Annotated in this window: 16 protein-coding genes; 4 read left to right on the top strand and 12 right to left on the bottom strand. The window is 69.3% G+C overall.

Annotated features, from left to right (window positions below; translation table 11 throughout):
• Positions 1 to 51: 51 nt before the first annotated feature.
• From ACFXIV_RS26415 to ACFXIV_RS26400, 4 genes are all read right to left on the bottom strand, one after another.
• Positions 52 to 639, bottom strand: a complete 588-nt coding sequence (locus ACFXIV_RS26415; protein WP_379398582.1) for a DUF308 domain-containing protein — start codon at positions 637 to 639, stop codon at positions 52 to 54.
• Between the two features lie 46 nt (positions 640 to 685).
• Positions 686 to 829 carry a hypothetical protein gene (locus ACFXIV_RS26410; protein ID WP_379398580.1) on the bottom strand — a complete coding sequence of 48 codons (144 nt, stop codon included), beginning with the start codon at positions 827 to 829 and terminating at the stop codon, positions 686 to 688.
• 5 nt (positions 830 to 834) lie between these two features.
• Positions 835 to 1,005 carry an alpha/beta fold hydrolase gene (locus ACFXIV_RS26405; protein ID WP_379398578.1) on the bottom strand — a complete coding sequence of 57 codons (171 nt, stop codon included), beginning with the start codon at positions 1,003 to 1,005 and terminating at the stop codon, positions 835 to 837.
• Positions 1,006 to 1,267: 262 nt separating this feature from the next.
• Entirely contained in the window at positions 1,268 to 1,696 is a 429-nt protein-coding gene (locus tag ACFXIV_RS26400; protein WP_379398576.1) for a hypothetical protein, read from the bottom strand.
• A gap of 129 nt (positions 1,697 to 1,825) precedes the next feature.
• Here ACFXIV_RS26400 and ACFXIV_RS26395 point away from each other — a divergent pair, with 129 nt between their 5' ends.
• Both ACFXIV_RS26395 and ACFXIV_RS26390 read left to right on the top strand, forming a co-directional pair.
• Positions 1,826 to 4,540, top strand: coding sequence for an ATP-binding protein (locus ACFXIV_RS26395; protein WP_379398574.1), 2,715 nt, complete (start codon positions 1,826 to 1,828; stop codon positions 4,538 to 4,540).
• A 75-nt stretch (positions 4,541 to 4,615) separates the two neighbouring features.
• Entirely contained in the window at positions 4,616 to 5,662 is a 1,047-nt protein-coding gene (locus tag ACFXIV_RS26390; RefSeq protein WP_379398572.1) for an alpha/beta fold hydrolase, read from the top strand.
• A gap of 98 nt (positions 5,663 to 5,760) precedes the next feature.
• Here ACFXIV_RS26390 and ACFXIV_RS26385 read toward each other — a convergent pair whose 3' ends face one another.
• From ACFXIV_RS26385 to ACFXIV_RS26360, 6 genes are all read right to left on the bottom strand, one after another.
• Positions 5,761 to 7,203, bottom strand: coding sequence for an aldehyde dehydrogenase (locus tag ACFXIV_RS26385; protein WP_379398570.1), 1,443 nt, complete (start codon positions 7,201 to 7,203; stop codon positions 5,761 to 5,763).
• Entirely contained in the window at positions 7,200 to 8,675 is a 1,476-nt protein-coding gene (locus ACFXIV_RS26380) for a dihydrolipoyl dehydrogenase family protein (RefSeq protein ID WP_379398568.1), read from the bottom strand. The genes ACFXIV_RS26385 and ACFXIV_RS26380 overlap by 4 nt, the downstream gene beginning before the upstream one ends.
• Positions 8,676 to 8,697: 22 nt before the next feature.
• Positions 8,698 to 9,144, bottom strand: a complete 447-nt coding sequence (locus ACFXIV_RS26375) for a VOC family protein (protein WP_379398566.1) — start codon at positions 9,142 to 9,144, stop codon at positions 8,698 to 8,700.
• 34 nt (positions 9,145 to 9,178) lie between these two features.
• On the bottom strand, positions 9,179 to 10,030 hold the full coding sequence (locus ACFXIV_RS26370; RefSeq protein WP_379398564.1) for an alpha/beta fold hydrolase: 852 nt from the start codon (positions 10,028 to 10,030) through the stop codon (positions 9,179 to 9,181).
• A 1-nt stretch (position 10,031) separates the two neighbouring features.
• Positions 10,032 to 10,238, bottom strand: coding sequence for a hypothetical protein (locus ACFXIV_RS26365; RefSeq protein ID WP_379398562.1), 207 nt, complete (start codon positions 10,236 to 10,238; stop codon positions 10,032 to 10,034).
• 164 nt (positions 10,239 to 10,402) lie between these two features.
• The gene (locus tag ACFXIV_RS26360; RefSeq protein WP_379398560.1) at positions 10,403 to 11,242 is read right to left on the bottom strand and encodes a helix-turn-helix transcriptional regulator; all 840 of its coding nucleotides are present in this window, start codon (positions 11,240 to 11,242) and stop codon (positions 10,403 to 10,405) included.
• A 136-nt stretch (positions 11,243 to 11,378) separates the two neighbouring features.
• Between ACFXIV_RS26360 and ACFXIV_RS26355 the strand changes: the two genes are divergently transcribed.
• The gene (locus ACFXIV_RS26355) at positions 11,379 to 12,080 is read left to right on the top strand and encodes an SDR family NAD(P)-dependent oxidoreductase (RefSeq protein ID WP_379398558.1); all 702 of its coding nucleotides are present in this window, start codon (positions 11,379 to 11,381) and stop codon (positions 12,078 to 12,080) included.
• Between the two features lie 94 nt (positions 12,081 to 12,174).
• Here ACFXIV_RS26355 and ACFXIV_RS26350 read toward each other — a convergent pair whose 3' ends face one another.
• Together ACFXIV_RS26350 and ACFXIV_RS26345 are read right to left on the bottom strand one after the other, a co-directional pair.
• Positions 12,175 to 13,773, bottom strand: coding sequence for a GMC family oxidoreductase (locus tag ACFXIV_RS26350; RefSeq protein WP_379398556.1), 1,599 nt, complete (start codon positions 13,771 to 13,773; stop codon positions 12,175 to 12,177).
• Positions 13,774 to 13,914: 141 nt separating this feature from the next.
• A complete protein-coding gene (locus tag ACFXIV_RS26345; protein WP_379398554.1) occupies positions 13,915 to 14,820 on the bottom strand; it encodes a LysR family transcriptional regulator in 906 nt (301 codons plus the stop codon).
• 80 nt (positions 14,821 to 14,900) lie between these two features.
• On the opposite strand from ACFXIV_RS26345, the gene ACFXIV_RS26340 reads away from it, so the two are divergent.
• A complete protein-coding gene (locus tag ACFXIV_RS26340) occupies positions 14,901 to 17,255 on the top strand; it encodes a hypothetical protein (RefSeq protein ID WP_379398552.1) in 2,355 nt (784 codons plus the stop codon).
• Positions 17,256 to 17,330 lie beyond the last annotated feature (75 nt).

Raw genomic sequence — 17,330 nt, 5'->3', positions numbered from 1 at the left:
CCGTCAGTGTCGTATCAGCCGCAGATCGCAGCGGTACACCGATGACATCGCCTACACCTGTGCGGTCGTTCGCTGGGAGCGCGACTTCCAGACCAGTAGTGCGGCTTGGGCTATGAAGAAGATGCCGCCGCCGGTGGCGTAGACGGACAGGACATCCAGGGATGGAGAGGGGGCGGTGGCCTGAGCGACATAGACGGCGCCGACCAGGAAGGACAGGCCGCCGGAGATGAGGGTGGGCCACTGCTTGCCCAGGGTGGGACTGCGGCGGTAGAGGCCGACTGCGAGTTGAGCCGCGCCGGATACCGTTGCCCAGATACCGAATACGGCCAGGACGGCGGCCACGCCGCCGGCGGTTCCGGCGATGCCCAGGGCGATGGCGGCCAGGGTGCTCAGGGCGCCGTTGAGGGCGGTCACACGGCGTTCGGAGCCCTCCGGTACCGCGAGCCAGTCGATGGCGGAGGACACCGCGTCGATGAGGGGGTAGGCGATCAGCAGGGTGAGCGCGACGGGATTCAGGGGGTCGTGGGCCGCGGCGAAGGCGAGGGCCCATGCGATGGCCAGGAGGCCGCGGACCAGGGACAGGCGGATCAGCGACGAGCGCCCGGATATCGAAACAGGCTGTACCGCAGTGGTGTTCATGGAAACTCTTCCATTCGATCGGGGTGGAGCAGGAAAGGCAGTGGGATCACCAGCCGATGAGATCCCGTGCGGTGGGTCCCCGCCCGTGCAGTACCGCGAGTTCGGCCCAGCTCCAGAGCGCCGCCGGACCAGCGAAAACAATTGCCGCACCGACCTGCTCGCCCCAGCGGAACGCACGAAACGGGGACATATCGATCACTCCTTGGGTGAGAAGACGAATTCCCGGACCGCGTGGTCGAAGCGCCGGGGTTCTTCCAGATGCCCCAGATGCCCGCTGTGTTCCAGGACGGCCAGTCGCGAATTGGGGATCAGTTCGTGCAGTTCCAGACCCCAGCGCGGTCCGCAGATGACATCGTGGCGGCCCACGATGACCAGGGCCGGGACGGTCAGGTTCGGCAGATCGGCGCGGTCGTCGACGAGATCGGGAGTCAGGTCCGCGTCCAGTCCCGAGATGTGGCCGGCCCGCAGCCCTTTCCGGAAGACGGCCCACCGTTGTTCGTCGCCCCAGTAGTCGGCGAAATAGGACGGCAGGATGCCGCGCGCGACCGCTGGAGAATGCCGTCGGAATCGACGGTGTGGACGCCCGGCGCGAGCCGTCCGGTGTCTCGGATCGAGTGCGGCGCGGACATCACTTGGCCCGCAGCGGGCCGGCGAACGACTTGCGCAGCGAGGACGGTCCGACCAGCGGCAGCAGTGCCGCCAGCAGCTTGCCCTTGAAGGCCTGCGGAGTCCGGGTCAGTTCGACATCGACCCGGGTACCGCTCGCTTCCGGCGTGGCCCGGAAGACCCAGCCGCCGCCCGCGCCGAAGAGCTTGGAATCCAGGGTGGTGATGGTGACCGTGTCGCCCTCCGGATCCCACTGGTAGCGGGCGCGTTCCCAGGCGGCGGCCGTGCCTTCGGTGACCTCGGCCCAGGTCTCGCCGCGGTCGTGGACGACGAAATGCTCGGCGTCGATGCTCGGCCACGCCTCGGTGCGGGTGGGGCCGAAGTCGGTGAGCACCCGCACGACCTCGGCGGGAGTCAGTGTGGACAGGAGATGAAAACGTACCGTAGCCATGGAAATACCTTCGCCGCCGCGGGCAGGCGGCCGAATCTGTCAGTTGACGTTGAGGTGACGTAATCCTGTTTCGGTAAGGTCGCCACCGGTCCCGTACGTCGTCACGGGTCCAGGAGGAGAGCACCACCCATGCCGATGGTCGGACGAGACACCGAGCTGAAAGTCCTGGCCGCACTCGTGGACGGCCCGGGCGACCGGAGCGGCATCCTGATCGAGGGGGAACCCGGAATCGGCAAGTCGTCACTCGTCGAGGAGACGGTCGCCATGGCGGCCGCCACGGGGCTGCGGGTGCTGCGGACCGCGGGTGTGGAAGCCGAACACGGCCTCGACTACGCCGGGCTGCAGCGGCTGCTGTACCCGCTGCGCCGCACGTTCGATGCCCTGCCGGCGCGCCAGTTCGAGTCGCTGACAACCGCCCTGGGCATGTCGGATGCCGTCGGCGAGCCCAGCCCGCACCTGGTGGGGCTCGCCGCCCTGACACTGCTGGCCGATCTGGCGGCCGAACGGCCGCTGCTGGTCGTCGCCGAGGACGTGCACTGGCTCGATCCCGCCAGCGCCGAGGTCCTCGCCTTCGTCGCGCGCCGCATCGACTCCGAACCCGTCGCCATGGTCGCCACCGTGCGCGACAGCACGAACTCGCCGCTGTGCGAGGCCGAGCTGACCGCCATGCGGCTCGGCCCACTGTCCGATGAGGACGCGAACGCCGTGCTCGACAGCACCGCATCGGAGCTGTCCGCCCAGGTCCGCCGCCTGGTGCTCGCCGAGGCGCACGGCAACCCGCTCGCCCTGACCGAACTGCCCACGGCCGTGGGGGATCTCGCCGAACCGGCGCCGACGCTCCCGTTGACCGAACGCCTCGAACGAGCGTTCTCGGCGCGCAGTGCTGCGTTGCCCGAGCGCACCCGATCGGCATTGCTGGTCGCGGCGCTCGACGACGGCGATTCGGTCGCCGAAACACTCGCCGCCGCAGGGATTCTCCTGGGGTCCGAGGTCGGGTCCGATATTCTCGCCCCCGCGGTGGCGGTCCGATTGATCGATATCGGTTCCGGCACAGTGACTTTCCGCCATCCGCTGGTCCGCTCGGCTCTCGTGGCGGCGGCGACGAACGAGGAGCGCCGCCGCGCGCATCTGGCGCTCGCCGACCTGCTCACCGGGTCTCCGGATCGCCAGGTGTGGCATCGGGCGGCGGGTACCGCCGGAGCCGATGAGGAGGTGGCGGCGGCGCTCGAGGACGTCGCCGAACGGTCCCGGCACCGCGGCGGTGCGGTCGCGGCGCTGGAGCGGGCCGCCGCGCTCAGCGCCACCCCCGGCCGGCGGGCGGATCGCCTGCTGCGCGCGGCCGAACTGGCCGTCGACTCCGGTCACCGCGACACGGCCGACCGGCTGGTCGACACCGCGCGTACCCTCCCCCTCACCCCCGCGCAGGAGGCCACCGCGAAGTGGCTGCTCAGCGGATTCGAGGACGGCATGCGCGAAAGTCCGTCGCGCATCGGCGAACTGGCCGCGCTCGCGGCCTCGGTCGCCGCCGACGGGTATCCGGATCCCGCGCTGCGGATCATGTGGGGCGCGGCCATGCGGTGCTTCTGGTCCGAACCCGGGCCCGAGACCCGGCGCGCGGTCCTCGCGGTCGCCGACACCTTCGGCATTCCCGACGGTGACCCGCGCAAGCTGGCGATCGACTCGATCGTGGCCCCGTTCGAACGCGGCGAACAGGTGCTGCGCCACCTGCGGGCGCTGGCCGCGACCACGGGCCGCGATCCGGAGGTCGATCACTTTCTCAGCAGCGCGGCATACCAGGTCGGCGCCTTCGACCTCGCGGCGCAGTTCGCCGGCGCCGCCGCACCCGGATTCCGTTCCGCCGGACGGCTGGGGCTGCTGACCCGGGCCCTCGCGATCCAGGCCTGGAGCCTGGCCCGGCTCGGTGACCTCGCCGCCGCCGCGCCCATCGCGGCCGAGGCCGCGGCCTTCGCCCGCGAGACCGCGGCGCCGTTCATGCATGCGGTGGTCATCGCGGTACAGGCCGAAATCACTGCTCTGCGTGGGGATTATCCGCAGGCCGCCGAGCTCACGGCGGATGCCGAACGGACCGGACTGGCCGCCGGTGCGCGGCCCGTGCTGGCCACCGTGCAGCTCACCCGGGGGCTGATCGCGCTCGGTGAGGGCCGATTCGACGACGCCTTCACCGATCTGGCCCGCATCCACGATCCGCACGACCCGTCGTATTCGCCGGCGCTGCGCGCGTGTTTCCTCACCGAACTCGCCGAGGCAGCGGTCCGCGCCGGGCAGACCGACGCCGCGGCGGAGCTGCTGCGCGGCCTGGAGCCGGTGGCGGAGTCCACGTCGTCGCCCGCCCTGCACATCGGAATGCGGTATGCCCGAGCGGTGCTCGCCGGTGACTCGGCCGGCAAGCTGTTCACCGCCGCGCTGGAGGCGGATCTCACCGGGTGGCCCGCCGAACGCGGCCGCCTGCATCTCGCCTATGGCGAGTGGCTGCGGCGGCAGCGCCGGGTGGTGGAGTCCCGCACCCATTTGCGCACGGCCCGAGAGACTTTCGATGCCCTGGGCTTCACGGCGTGGAGCGAACGTGCCCGCCTGGAACTGCGCAGTGCGGGCGAATCGAGCCCGAACCGCGATCCGGATGCCCGCGAGCGGCTCACCCCGCACGAGCTGAGCATCGCGCAGCTGGCGGCGCAGGGGCTGACCAATCGGGAGATCGGGCAGCGGCTGTACCTGTCGCACCGGACCGTCAGCACCCACCTGCATCGCATCTTCCCGAAGCTCGGTATCAGTTCGCGCGGTGACCTCGCGGCGCTGCTGCCACCGGAGGATGAGATGCCGCGATAGGCCGCACTTATCCGGCACGGATTACGTCATTCGACGCTCGCGACGGTATCCGGCCGATCCATAGCGTCTGGTGACATGAACATCAGCAGACGATTTTTCGGTGGTGCGCTCGCAGCGGGCGCGGCGAGCCTGGCCGCGGCCTCGCTGAGCGCCTGCGGCACGGATTCCGCGACCGCGCCGGCGACCACTCCGGTCGGCGCGGACCTGCGGAAGGGCTCGGGCGCGAATACGACACTGGGACCGATCAAGCAGATCGACGCCGGTGTCCTCAGCGTCGGCTACGCGGAATTCGGGCCCAGCACCGGGCAGCCCGTGATCCTGTTGCACGGCTGGCCCTACGACGCCTACAGCTACGCCGATGTCGGTCCGCTGCTGGCGGCGGCCGGGTACCGGGTCCTCGTCCCGTTCCTGCGCGGCTACGGCCCGACCACCTTCCTGTCCGCGCAGACCGTCCGCAACGGCCAGCAGTCGGCGATCGCGCGCGACATCGTCGACTTCATGGACGCGCTGCACATCGACAAGGCCGTGCTCGGCGGATTCGATTGGGGCGCACGCACGGTCGACATCATCGCCGCGCTGTGGCCGCAGCGCGTCAAGGCGATGGTCGCGGTGAGCGGGTACATCGTCACGCAGCAGGCAGCGCAGCAGCAGCCGCTGCCGCCGGAGGCCGAACTCGGCTGGTGGTACCAGTACTACTTCGCCACCGAACGCGGTCGCCTCGGCTACACCCGCAATCGGCACGACTTCAACAAGCTGATCTGGAAGCGCGCGTCCCCGGCATGGAGTTTCGACGACGCGACTTACGACCGCACCGCGGCCGCCTTCGACAATCCCGACCACGTCGACATCGTCATCACCAATTATCGGTGGCGCTCGAGCCTGGCCCCGGGCGAGCCGCAATACGACGTCTACGAACAACAACTCGCCACCGGACCGGCCATCACCGTGCCCGCGATCACCATCGGCAGCGACTTCGACGGAGCGGCCAAGGACGGAAAGCCTTACGCCGCCAAGTACACCGGTAAACATGAGCACCGCGTCCTCGACGGCATCGGGCACAACGTCCCGCAGGAGGCGCCACGTCCGTTCGCGCAGGCGATCATCGACGCCGACCACCTCTGACATACCGCGAACCGCCGGGCCCGGCAGCTGCCGCTGGGCCCGGCGGTTCGCTGTCCGGTCTCGCCGGACCCGATCGCACGCACCGCCTTACAAGGGCGTCAGACGGTGATCGTCTGATACTCGGTGTACTGGCCCAAACCGACGGCGCCGTACTCGCGGCCGATGCCGCTGGTCTTGAATCCGCCGAAGGGGCCGTCGAATCCGATCGGCGCACCGTTGATGGTGACCGTGCCGGTCCGGATGCGGCGGGCAACGGCCAGCGCCGCGGTCTCGTCCGCCGACCAGACGCCACCGGAGAGTCCGTAGTCGGAGTCGTTGGCGATGCGCACCGCGTCGTCGATGTCGTCATAGGCGAGCACGACCAGGACCGGGCCGAAGATTTCCTCGCGGGCGATGCGCATGGCCGGTGTGACGTCGGCGAAAACAGTTGGGGTGACATAGAAGCCGTCCCGCAGTCCGGGCGGGACCTGCGGACCGCCGCAGACCAGTCGCGCGCCTTCGGCAATACCGGCCTCGATGTAGTCGCGGACCCGCTGTTGCTGATCGCCGCGCACCATCGGCCCGATGAAGGTTTCCGGGTCGCGCGGATCACCGACCGGCAAGGACTCGACCAACGCCGTCAGCGCCGCGACCACCTCCTCGTAGCGGGAGCGCGGGGCGAGGATCCGCGTCTGGGCGATACACGACTCTCCATTGTTCAGCAGCGCACCGAATTTCAGGCCGTTCATCACCGCCGTCAGATCCGCATCGGGCAGGATCACCGCCGGCGATTTGCCGCCCAGTTCGAGACTCACCCGTTTGAGCTGGGTGCCGGCGATGGACGCGATCCGGCGACCGGCCTCGGTCGAGCCGGTGAACGCGATCTTGTCCACACGCGGATGGGAGATCAGGTACTCGCTCGTTTCCCGATCCGCGGGCAGCACGCTGATCACGCCTTCCGGCAGGCCGATTCGATCCACCAGCTCGGCCAGCAGACCCATGCTCAGCGAATTCTCCGGAGACACCTTCAGCACCACCGAATTTCCGGCGAGCAGGGCGGGCAGGATCTTCGACGTCGCCGAGGAGAAGGGCGAATTCCACGGGATCACCGCCGCCACCACGCCGACCGGTTCGCGCCGGACCACGCTGCGCCCACCGGTATCCGGGTCCGACGGGGTGAGCGTGTACTCCCAGTCGCAATTCTCGGCGGCCGCGAAGTAGGCATTCGCCTGCCGGGTCAGACCGGCCTGGCCTGCCTTGGTGAACCATGCGGCGGAACCGTTTTCGTCGGTGATGAGCTCGGCGATCCGGTCGGCCTGCTCCTCGCGCAGCTCGTTGAACCGTCGCAGCGCCGCGATTCGCTCGGCGGGCGGGGTGTCACGCCAGACGCGGCCCTCGAAGGCCACGTGCGCCGCCGCCACCGCGCGGTCCACATCGGCGGGTTGCGCCTGCGCCGCCCAGCCGATGACCGATCGATCGTGCGGCGAGAGGATCTCGAGCAGTGCCGGTTCACTGGGTTCGGTCCACGAACCGCCGACGTAGAGCCGATCGTAGGTGATCATTTGGTTTCTCCTGCGGTCGGCGAATTCTGTTGGTCGCGATAGGTTTCCAGCAGCCGGAGCCAGACTTCGCTGATGGTGGGGAAGGACGGCACCGCATGCCAGAGCCGGTCGAGCGGGACCTCGCCGGCGATGGCGATGGTGGCCGAGTGCAGCAGCTCGGCGACGCCCGGTCCGGCGAAGGTCGCGCCGACGATGACCCGGCGGTCCGGGTCGATAAGGACCCTGGCCCGGCCCCGATAGCCGGGATCGTGCTGGATCGCACCGGCGACCCGGCCGATGTCGTAGTCGACGACGTCCACATCGCGCCCGGCGCGCGCGGCGTCGTCGGTGGTGAGACCCACCGCCGCGATCTCCGGGTCGGTGAACACGACCTGCGGCACCGCTTCGAGGTCGGCGGTCCCCGCGTGGCGGCCCCAGCGTCCGGCGTCCAGCGCCAGCCCGCGCGCCCGGGCTGCGATGACCGACCCGGCGATGCGTGCCTGGTACTTGCCCTGATGGGTCAGCAGCGCACGGTGATTCACGTCCCCGACCGCGTACAACCACTCCCCGTCGACTGCGGTCACGGTGAAGGTGTCGTCGGTGGTGAGCCACTGGCCGGGTGTCAGGCCGACCGTGTCGAGGCCGAGGTCGTCGGTCCGGGGTACGCGTCCGGTCGCGAGCAAGAGTTCATCGGCGACCAGCCGGGTGCCGTCGGCGAGGGTGAGGTGGATGCTGTCGTCGGGACCGCCCGCGCGTTCGGCGGCGGTGATGGTGGTACCGAACCGCAGGTCCACTCCGGCGTCCCGGAGCTGCTCGGCGACCAGGTCCGCGGCGAAGGCTTCGACACGGCCCAGCAGCCGGGGTTCGCGGGCGATGAGGGTGACCCGCGAGCCCAATGCCTGCCAGGCGGCGGCCATCTCGGTGGCGACGACTCCGGCTCCCAGAATCGCGAGCCGGTCCGGTACCTCGCGGGCGCTGGTGGCTTCGCGACTCGTCCACGGCCGCACGGCATCCAGGCCCGGCAGTGGCGGCAGGGCGGCCGACGTACCGGTGCATACGGCCACCGCATACCGGGCGGTGAGCCGCACGGTCTCGCCTTCTGGCGTCTCGACCGTCACCCGCCGGGGTCCCACGAGCCGGCCGTGACCGCGAATGAGTTCGACATCGACCGAGGCGAGCCAGTCGAGCTGGTCCCGGTCGTCCCAGTCGGCCACCATCCGGTCGCGATGCTTCAGCACCGCGGCCGCGTCGAGGGGTCCGGTGACCGCCTCCCCGACACCGGGGAAGCGGGCGGCCTCGCGGTAGAGCAGCGCGGGACGCAGCAGCGCCTTGCTGGGTTCGCATGCCCAGTACGAGCATTCGCCGCCCACCAGTTCGGATTCGACGATCACGGTGCTCAACCCGGCGGCGCGGGTGCGGTCGGCGACATTCTCACCGACCGGCCCGGCCCCGACGACCACGACGTCGTAGGTACGAACTTCCTTGTCGGACATTGGGTTCCCTTCGATGGCCGAGTCAGCGGCCGGGTGCGCGCTGCGTGATTTCCTGCAGGAACCAGTCGTTGCCGTCCGGATCGGTGAACGCGGCGAACGATCCGTAGCTGCGTCGCTGCGGATCCGCTCCGGGGACCCGGCTTTCGGTTCCGGCATGGTGGAACACGCCGGTGGCATCGCGGAACGGTCCGTCCATCGCGATCCCGCGTTCGGTCAACTCCGCGACGGCCTTCTCGATATCGGTGACGATCAGATGCAGGCCCCGCAGGGATCCGGGCTCGGCCGCGGTGACGCCGGTGCCGAAGATGATCGAGCACTCCGAGCCGGGCGGGGTGACCTGCACGACGCGATAACCGTCGTCCACGGGGAAATCGGCGTCGAGACGGAAGCCGAGGCGCTCGGTGTAGAAGGCCTTGGCGCGGTCGACGTCGGCGACGGGCAGGACAACGACTTCCAGTTTCATATCCATGATTCGTGTTCTCCTCGAACGTCTTTCGCGATTGTCAGTGAGCGGAATTCTTGGCGGCCTGCACGATCACCTCGGCCACCCGATCGGGGTGCGAGACGGCCACCGAGTGCGAGGCCGCGATCTCGGTGACCTGTGCGTGCGCCCGCTCGGCCATGAACCGTTGTGCCGCAACGGGGATGTTGAGGTCCTGGGTGGTGATCACGTCCCAGCTGGGCTTGTCGGTCCAGGCGGCGACGGTGGCCTTCTCCTCGAGCGCGGCCTGCAGGATCGGGCGCTGGGCGGCGGCGGCCAGCGCGGCGCGGTCGGCGGGGACGTCGGCGGCGAACTGGTCGTGGAACTTGGCCTGCTGGATGTACAGGTCGGTGCCGGTGCTGCCGTCGGGATTGGTGAACGGGACCGGGTCGAGCGTGCCCGGCAGGGTGGACCCGGGGAACTTGTTGGTCAGCTCCAGCGCGGTCTCGCCGGGTGCGGGCAGGAACGCCGCCACGTACACCAGGGCTTTGACCTGATCGCTGCCGGCCGCGGCGGCGCTGATGACCGATCCGCCGTAGGAGTGCCCGACCAGCACGACGGGTCCGTTGATGTGGCTGATCAGCCCCCGCAGGGTGGTGGCGTCGGCGGCGGGCCCGCGCAGCGGATCGGCTGCCGCGACAACCGGATAGTGGTCCTTGCGGAGTTGGTCGATGACATCGTTCCAGCTCGATCCGTCCGCGAACGCGCCGTGCACGAGCACGACGGTCGGCTTCGGCGCGTCCTCGGTCGGCCCGGCATGAGTGGTGGTGCTCGCGGTGCACGCGACGGCGAGGCTTCCGGCCGCGACCGCCGCCGTGACCGCCGCGACCGCCCGGCCCGCGCGCCGCATCCGGGGGTGTCGAATGTCGACCATGTCATTGTCCTTTCGAGGTGAAGCACGTTGTGCGGCTTCCACTCTGATTTCCGCTACCCCACCGCCACATCTGTCGGCTGACGCTGACCATGACGTAGTCGTCACCCGGCGATCGATGCAGCAGCCAGGCCAGCGAGACCTGTGCGGGTATGGCGCCGACCTCGGCCACAGGGCCGTCGGCGACGGCGTACTGGGATGTGGCTGTCATCAGTGGGACCCCTTCCTCTTCGCGAGCCGTGAATCGCGGGCGCGAGCGTCCGCGACGAGGAAGATAGGTTTCGCGGGAAGGCCGCGGCGAGCGTCGGATGACGTAATCACTGTCGGTCAGGCCGAGTTCGGGTGACGTAGTCCGACGGCGTCCGGCCCGGATGATCAGCCGACGGCGGTTCGGGTTCCGAGGGCGGTGAGCAGGGAAAGGCGTTCGGCGTCTGCGCTGCCGGGCTCGGCGGTGTCGATCATGATTCGCAGATCGCAGCCCGCCACCGTGAGGACGGCGCAGTCCAGGGTCAAAGCGCCCGCTGTCGGGTGGTCGATGGTCTTGACCGTGATGTCATAGCCGGCGACGGCGCCGGACTCCCAGAGTGCGGCGAAGCGGGGGCTGTGGGTGCGCAGGTCGCCGATGAGGTGGCGCAGGCGCTGGTCGGCGGGGTAGCGGGCCTCGGCGGCGCGCAGGTCGGATACCAGTGCGGTTTCGAGGGATTCGAGGGTGTCCGGTGCGTAGCGGCCGACGGAGCCGGGGCCGATGAAATGCCGCCACACCCGGTTGCGTTCGTTGCCCTGCCAGGTCGTGGAATCGCCCAGCAGCGCCGTGCATGCCGGATTCGCTTGCAGCAGTGTCCAGGACGCGTCGAAGACGGCGACCGGGATGCCGACCAGCCGATCGAGCATGCGTTGTACGGCGGGCGGGATGGCGGTCGGGACGGTTCCGGGCTCGGGCAGTACCAGTCCGGCCAGCCGATACAGGTGCGCGCGCTCGTCGGCCGACAAGCGCAAGGCCCGCGCCAGCGCCTCGACCACCTGGGGCGAGGGGTTGGATGCTCGGCCCTGTTCGAGCCGGGTGACGTAGTCGACGGAAATACCGGCCAGCAGCGCCAGTTCCTCACGGCGCAGGCCGGGCGCTCGGCGCGCGCCATTCGCCGACAGCCCTACGGCGTCGGGCGATACCTGATCGCGCCAGCGCCGCACCGCTACTCCGAATTCCGCTGTGGCCATGGGATTCATTCTGCCCGTTCGCCGATCCGCTCACCGTCGGCATACTGCCCGGAATCGACCGTCCCAGCCTGGTATCGACAGTCCCAGGAAGATCAGGCGACTGGCTGATGCCGCCGGGCGGCGCGAATCTGAGGACATGACAACAACGCTCATTACCGGCGCCAACAAGGGGCTGGGTTTCGAAACCGCCCGTCAGCTCGTCGCGGCGGGGCACACGGTGTATGTCGGCAGCCGCGACGCCGAACGTGGCCGGCTCGCCGCGGCGGAAATCGGGGCCCGCTCCGTCCAGCTGGATGTCACCGACGACGCGTCCGTCGCCGCGGCGGCGAAGATCATCGAGGCGGACGGCGGACTCGACGTCCTGGTCAACAACGCGGGCATCGATATCGAGGGCAATGGCGCGGTCCGCCTGGCTGAGGTCACAGCCGACATGATGCGAACGGTATTCGACACCAATGTTTTCGGCGTCGTGCGCGTCGTGCACGCGTTCCTGCCGCTGCTACGGCAATCCACCGCACCGGTCATCGTCAATGTCAGCAGCTCCCTGGCCTCGATGGCCTGCGGCACCACCCCGGGCACCCATACCTACGCCTATCCCGGATTGTCCTATCCCGCATCGAAAACCGCGCTGAACAGAATCACCGTGCAATACGCGAAAGCGTTCCCGGATATTCGGATCAACGCGGTGGAGCCGGGATACACCGCAACCGACCTCAACGCCCACGCAGGCAGGCAGACCGTCGAGGAGGGTGCCGAGATCATCGTACGAATGGCCCAGGTTCCCCAAAACGGCCCCACCGGAGGCTATTTCGATGCCTCCGGAACGCTGCCCTGGTAGCGCCCGAGAATCAGCCATCACCGTCAGCGAACTCAGCAGCAGTAACCGCGGGCACGCCACTGGCGCACACTGATCCGCTGAATTCCACACGGGCTCAGGCCAGGATGATCGAGGCGGCGCGTTCGCCGATCATCATGGTGGCCGCGTTGGTGTTGCCGCCGACGATGCTCGGCATGATCGAGGCGTCGGCGACGCGCAGTCCGTCCACTCCGCGCACCCGGAGCGTCGGGTCTACGACCGCGCGGTCGTCCACACCCATGCGGCAGGTGCCGACGGGGTGATAGACGGTGGTTGCGCGGTTGGGGACTTCGGCAGCCAGCTCCGTGCGGCCGGGGTATTGCGGACCCGGAGAGATCTCGGTGTCCACCGCGCCATTGATCGACTTCGCGGCCATGACCTCTCGGGTCAGTTCCATGCCGTACACGAGCGTGTCCACGTCGCGCTGCTCGGCGAGATAGTTGGGGTCGATGGCGGGCGCTGCGGTGGGGTCGGCCGACGCCAGGCGCAGCGTGCCCCGGCTCTGCGGGTAGATCATCGTCACCAGGACGGTCAGTGACCGGCGCGGATCGGGGGTGTGGCGGATCGGGGCATCCTGATTGGGGCCGGGATAGCTCCACGGCAGCACGTGCAGTTGCAGATCGGGCACCCCGGCCGCATGCGGGGTACGCAGGAACGCGACGACTTCGAACACGCTGCGCGCCAGCCAGGTGCTGTTGTTGCGCAACGACTCCCGCAGAAACGCCCGGGCGAAATAACCCGCGGACGAACGGCGCACGGCGGTCGGCATGGCGAAGGTCATCGGCACGAACAGGTGGTCGTGCAGGTTGTCGCCCACCGGGAGGTCGGCGACGACGTCGATGCCGAAGGCGCGGAGATGGTCGGCCGGTCCGATGCCCGAGAGCATGAGCAGCTGCGGGGAGCCGAATGTGCCTGCGCTGACGATGATCTCGCGCTCGGCACGCAGTACTTCGTTGCCCTGCTCGGTCCGGTATTCCACACCGGTGGCCCGCCCGTTCTCGATCACAATGCGCGTCACGTGCGTATTCGTTAGCACGGTAAGGTTTTTCGGGCGATCGTCGAGATAACCGACCGCGGTGCTGTAGCGCAACCCGTTGCTGTTGCTCTGCTGGAAGATCGAGACGCCTTCCTGCTCGGCGCCGTTGTAGTCGGGGTTGCGCGGCAGGTCGGTGGTTTCGGCCAGCGCCTCCATGAACGACTCCGACGCGGGCGTCAGATCGCGCGCCCGGATCACCTTGATCGGACCTGCGCCACCGCGGAACTCGCTCGCGCCGTCCTCGAACGACTCGAATTTCTTGAAGCTCGGCAGCACGTCCTCATACGACCAGCCGCTGTTGCCCTCGCCGGCCCAGTCGTCGAAATTCCGCCGGTTGCCGCGCACGAACACCATGCCGTTGACCGAGCTCGAACCACCGACCACCTTGCCGTGCGTCTGCGGGATGGTACGGCCCAGGGCATGCTTCTGCTCGACGGTGTAGTGGCCCCAGTCGATCCGCTTCTTCAGCTGCGGCACGCTGTGCATCGGGCCGATCATGCCGGGCTTGCGCACCAGCCGGCTGTTGTCACGACCGCCCGCCTCGAGCAGCGTGACAGCGGCGCCGGTCTCGGCCAGCCTGCGAGCAATAATGGCCCCCGCGCTCCCGGAACCGATGATGATGTAGTCCGTCGCCGCCATGACCAGCCTTTCTGTCCGCACAGGTCTCGCCGCGAGTCACCGACGAAACTGGAACATGTTGCGAAAGTACTCGAAAGCGGCCGCCCAGGAACCCGTTTCAGGGCACGGATAGGCTGAGTTGGTTCGGTTGGCGTCCGGGCATCACCGCGAGTGCACGGCGCTGAGCACGAATTCGTTCACGCACCTGACGAACGCCTGGCAGGCGGCCGAGACCGGGGCTCGGGGCGCCACCAGGTTGACCTGCCGCCGCAGTTCCGCGTCGGATACTTGCCGCAGCACCAGGCTCGCGTCCCGGTCGGCATGCGACCGGGCGACGGACTCCGGCAGCAACGCCACACCCAGACCCTGACGGACGAACTGGGCCACCTGCTCGACTCGGGTCACCTCGAACGCGACATGCCTTGTCACACTGGTGAATCCGCGGTCGGTCTCGCGGCGCAGGCCGTAGCCGGGCGGGAAGTCGATGAACGGGCAGGCCGCCAGGTCGTGCACGGAGACCGACGCGCCCGGCGACGCCGGATGATCGACCGGCAGCACCGCGACCAACGGCTCGCTCAGCAGCGGGGTGAATTCCACGTGCGCCATGGCCGATTCGACGGCCAGTCCCACGATCGCGACATCGAGCTTCCGGTCGCGCACCGCACCGACCAGCAGGTCACTGCCGCCGCTGCGCAGTGTCACGCTCACCTCCGGATAGCGGGCGTGGAAGGCCGCCATGAGCGCGGCGACATCCAGCAGCTCCGGCGGCACCTCCATCAGCCCCACGGTCAACCGGCCACGCACGGCGCCGTGCAGCGCTTGCGCGTCGATGACGAGCCGGTCCACTCCGGCGAGCACCTGCCGGATCTGCGGCAGCAGCGCCTCCCCCTCCGGGGTCGGGACGACCGACCGGGTGGTGCGCGCGAACAGCCGCACCCCGAGCTCGTCCTCGAGTTTGCGCACCTGCTGGCTCAGCGCCGACTGCACGACGAACAGATCGGCGGCCGCCTTGGTGAAACTGCCGAGCTCGGCCACGGCGACCACATAGCGCAACTGCTGAAGGTTCATCCGATCAATCACTCTCGATGATGAATACGATCAGATTTATACCTTGGACTGGATAGTTCGGGCGGCCCAGAATCATCGGCATGCCCGCGCACCCCGATCTCCGACCCTCCCCCACGGCCCCGGTGCCGCTGCGCCCGCACAGCGGTCCGCGTGCCAACGATTGCTCGGATCCCGCTGTGCGCGAGCGCATTACCGGCGAGTTCACGGCCCTGCCGTTCCTGGGCACGCTGACCTGCTCGACCCACACCCTCACCGCGGGCGCGACGGAGGAACTGGTGCTGACCTACACCGTCGGCAGCTCCGGGATCGCCGACAGCGGATGGCTCAAGCTCTGCTTCCGGTACTACTCGGACTGGGACCTACAGGTCGGCGACCCCGCCGGACGCGACTACGCGAGCGCGCGGCTGATACACCGCTCGCTGGTCGGCGGCGCGTCACCGGACAGCGCTGCCACCGCACAGCGCCTGGACGTGCGCTACGACGTGAAGGGCGGCGAGCGCCCCTTCCAGAAATCCGTCCTCGTCCATGTGGTGGACGGGTACCTGCGGCCCGGTGACGTGATCGAAATCCGGCTCGGAGACCGGCGTTCCGGTGGTCCCGGTACGCGGGTGCAGACCTTCGTGGAGGATGCCTTCGCCTTCCATCTGTTCGTGGATCCGCTCGGCACCTCCCGCATGGCACACGCCGGCGCCTGCCATCTCGCTATCGTGCCCGGCCCGCCCGAACGCCTGGTCGTCCACGGCCCCCGGCTGGTGCGCGCCGATGCCGGGGCGGTCGACCTGCACGCGCATCTGCAGGACCGCTGGGGCAACGCCTGCCGCGACCTGCCCGTCCGCCTGCGCGCCACCCGCGCGGACCGCACCGTCGCCATCGCGACCACGCCTGCGACGGGCTGGGCGTGCGCCACCCTCACCGTGCCGCCGGTCGGCGACACCGACGAGATCCTGGTGGCGGCCGAATTCGACGGCGGCGCAGTCGCATCCGCGCGCTGCCACCTCGATGCCATCGCCGACCTGCCGGCACCGCGCGCGTTCTTCGCCGACCTGCACGTGCACTCCGACGACACCGTCGGAACCCAGGACACCGCATGGAATCTCGCCTACGGACGCGAGATCGGCGCGCTGGATGTGCTCGGCTACACCGCCAACGACTTCCAGATCACCGACGAAACCTGGGACGAGGTGGTCGCCGCCTGCCGCCGGGCCGGGGAGGACGGCCGGTTCGTCTGCTATCCGGGTGTGGAATGGTGCGGCACCGCGGGCGTCGGCGGCGACCACAATGTCGTATTCCTCGGCGAGGACACCACTCTCGCCCGCTCGCTGAGCTGGCACGCGAACATGTCGAGCACCACCCCCGTGCCCGAAACCTGGCCCATCACAGAGCTGTACGCGGCCTACGACAAGGACCCCGGCTCCTACCTGCTCATCCCGCACGTCGGCGGTCGGCGCGCCGTCCTCGACTGGCATCACCCGGAATTGGAGCGACTGATCGAGGTCCACTCCACCTGGGGCTCGAGCCCCTGGTTCCTCGAGGACGCCCTCGCCCGCGGGCTGCGACTGGGCGCCAGCGCCGCCAGCGACGAGCACCGCGGACGGCCCGGCAGCGGTGCGCCCGGCGCCAATATCTTCGGCGCGGCCGGCGGCCTGACCGGCGTGCTCGCACCCGAGCTGACCGCCGCCGAGGTCGGCCGGACCCTGCGCGCCCGGCGCACCTGGGCCACCACCGGCGCCCGTGCCGTCGCCCTGCTGCGCTCGGGCGATCGGTGGATGGGTGACGATATCGTCTCCGCCGCAACCGAACTCGATGCCGAGTACGCCGTGTACGGCACCACCGGATGGGAGGAGGTACGGCTCTTCGACGCCACCGGTGAGGTCTGGCGGCGCGACCTGCACGCCGAAACCGGCTTGTCGGACACGCTCGTTCGCGTGCGCTGGGGCGGGGCCCGCCATCGCGATCGGTATCGCTGGGCGAGCTGGACCGGACGAATGCGGATCACCGGCACCGACGTCGTGGCCGCCGAGCCCTGGGCGGCCCTGCATCCCGAACAGCAGATCGCTGCTACCGGCAACGAGATCACCTGGCGCACAACGACCTACGGCGCTGATATCGGCGTGGTCCTGACCCTCGGAGCGCTTGCCGACGCCCGCTTCGAGCTGGAGACGACGATGCGCGAGGACGATCGGCGCGGCACGCTCGAGGTGACCGGTGCCGAGCTGATCCGGTCGGGTCACCGGGAACTTGCCATGGGCGGGCTCGATCTCCGGCTCCGGATCGAACGCATCGCCGACCCGGCCGGGCTCCCGGTCAGCGTGCGCGGCGCCGTGAATCTCGCGGTGCCGCCGCGCGACAGTGCCGTCTACCTTCGCGCCCGCCAATTCGACGGCCACCAGGCGTGGACCAGCCCTCTGTTCCTCACGCGCACCGAAAATCCCTGAACCCCATGACCATTCCCACCCGCATCAGGCTGATCCGCCGCCTGCACATCGACCTGATGCGCATCACCACCGCAT

Origin of the sequence: Nocardia sp. NPDC059236 (assembly GCF_042754085.1) — a bacterium.
Lineage (GTDB): Bacteria > Actinomycetota > Actinomycetes > Mycobacteriales > Mycobacteriaceae > Nocardia.
The sequence above is the reverse complement of the archived record's forward strand: the minus strand, read 5'-3'. Positions and strand labels throughout refer to the sequence as shown.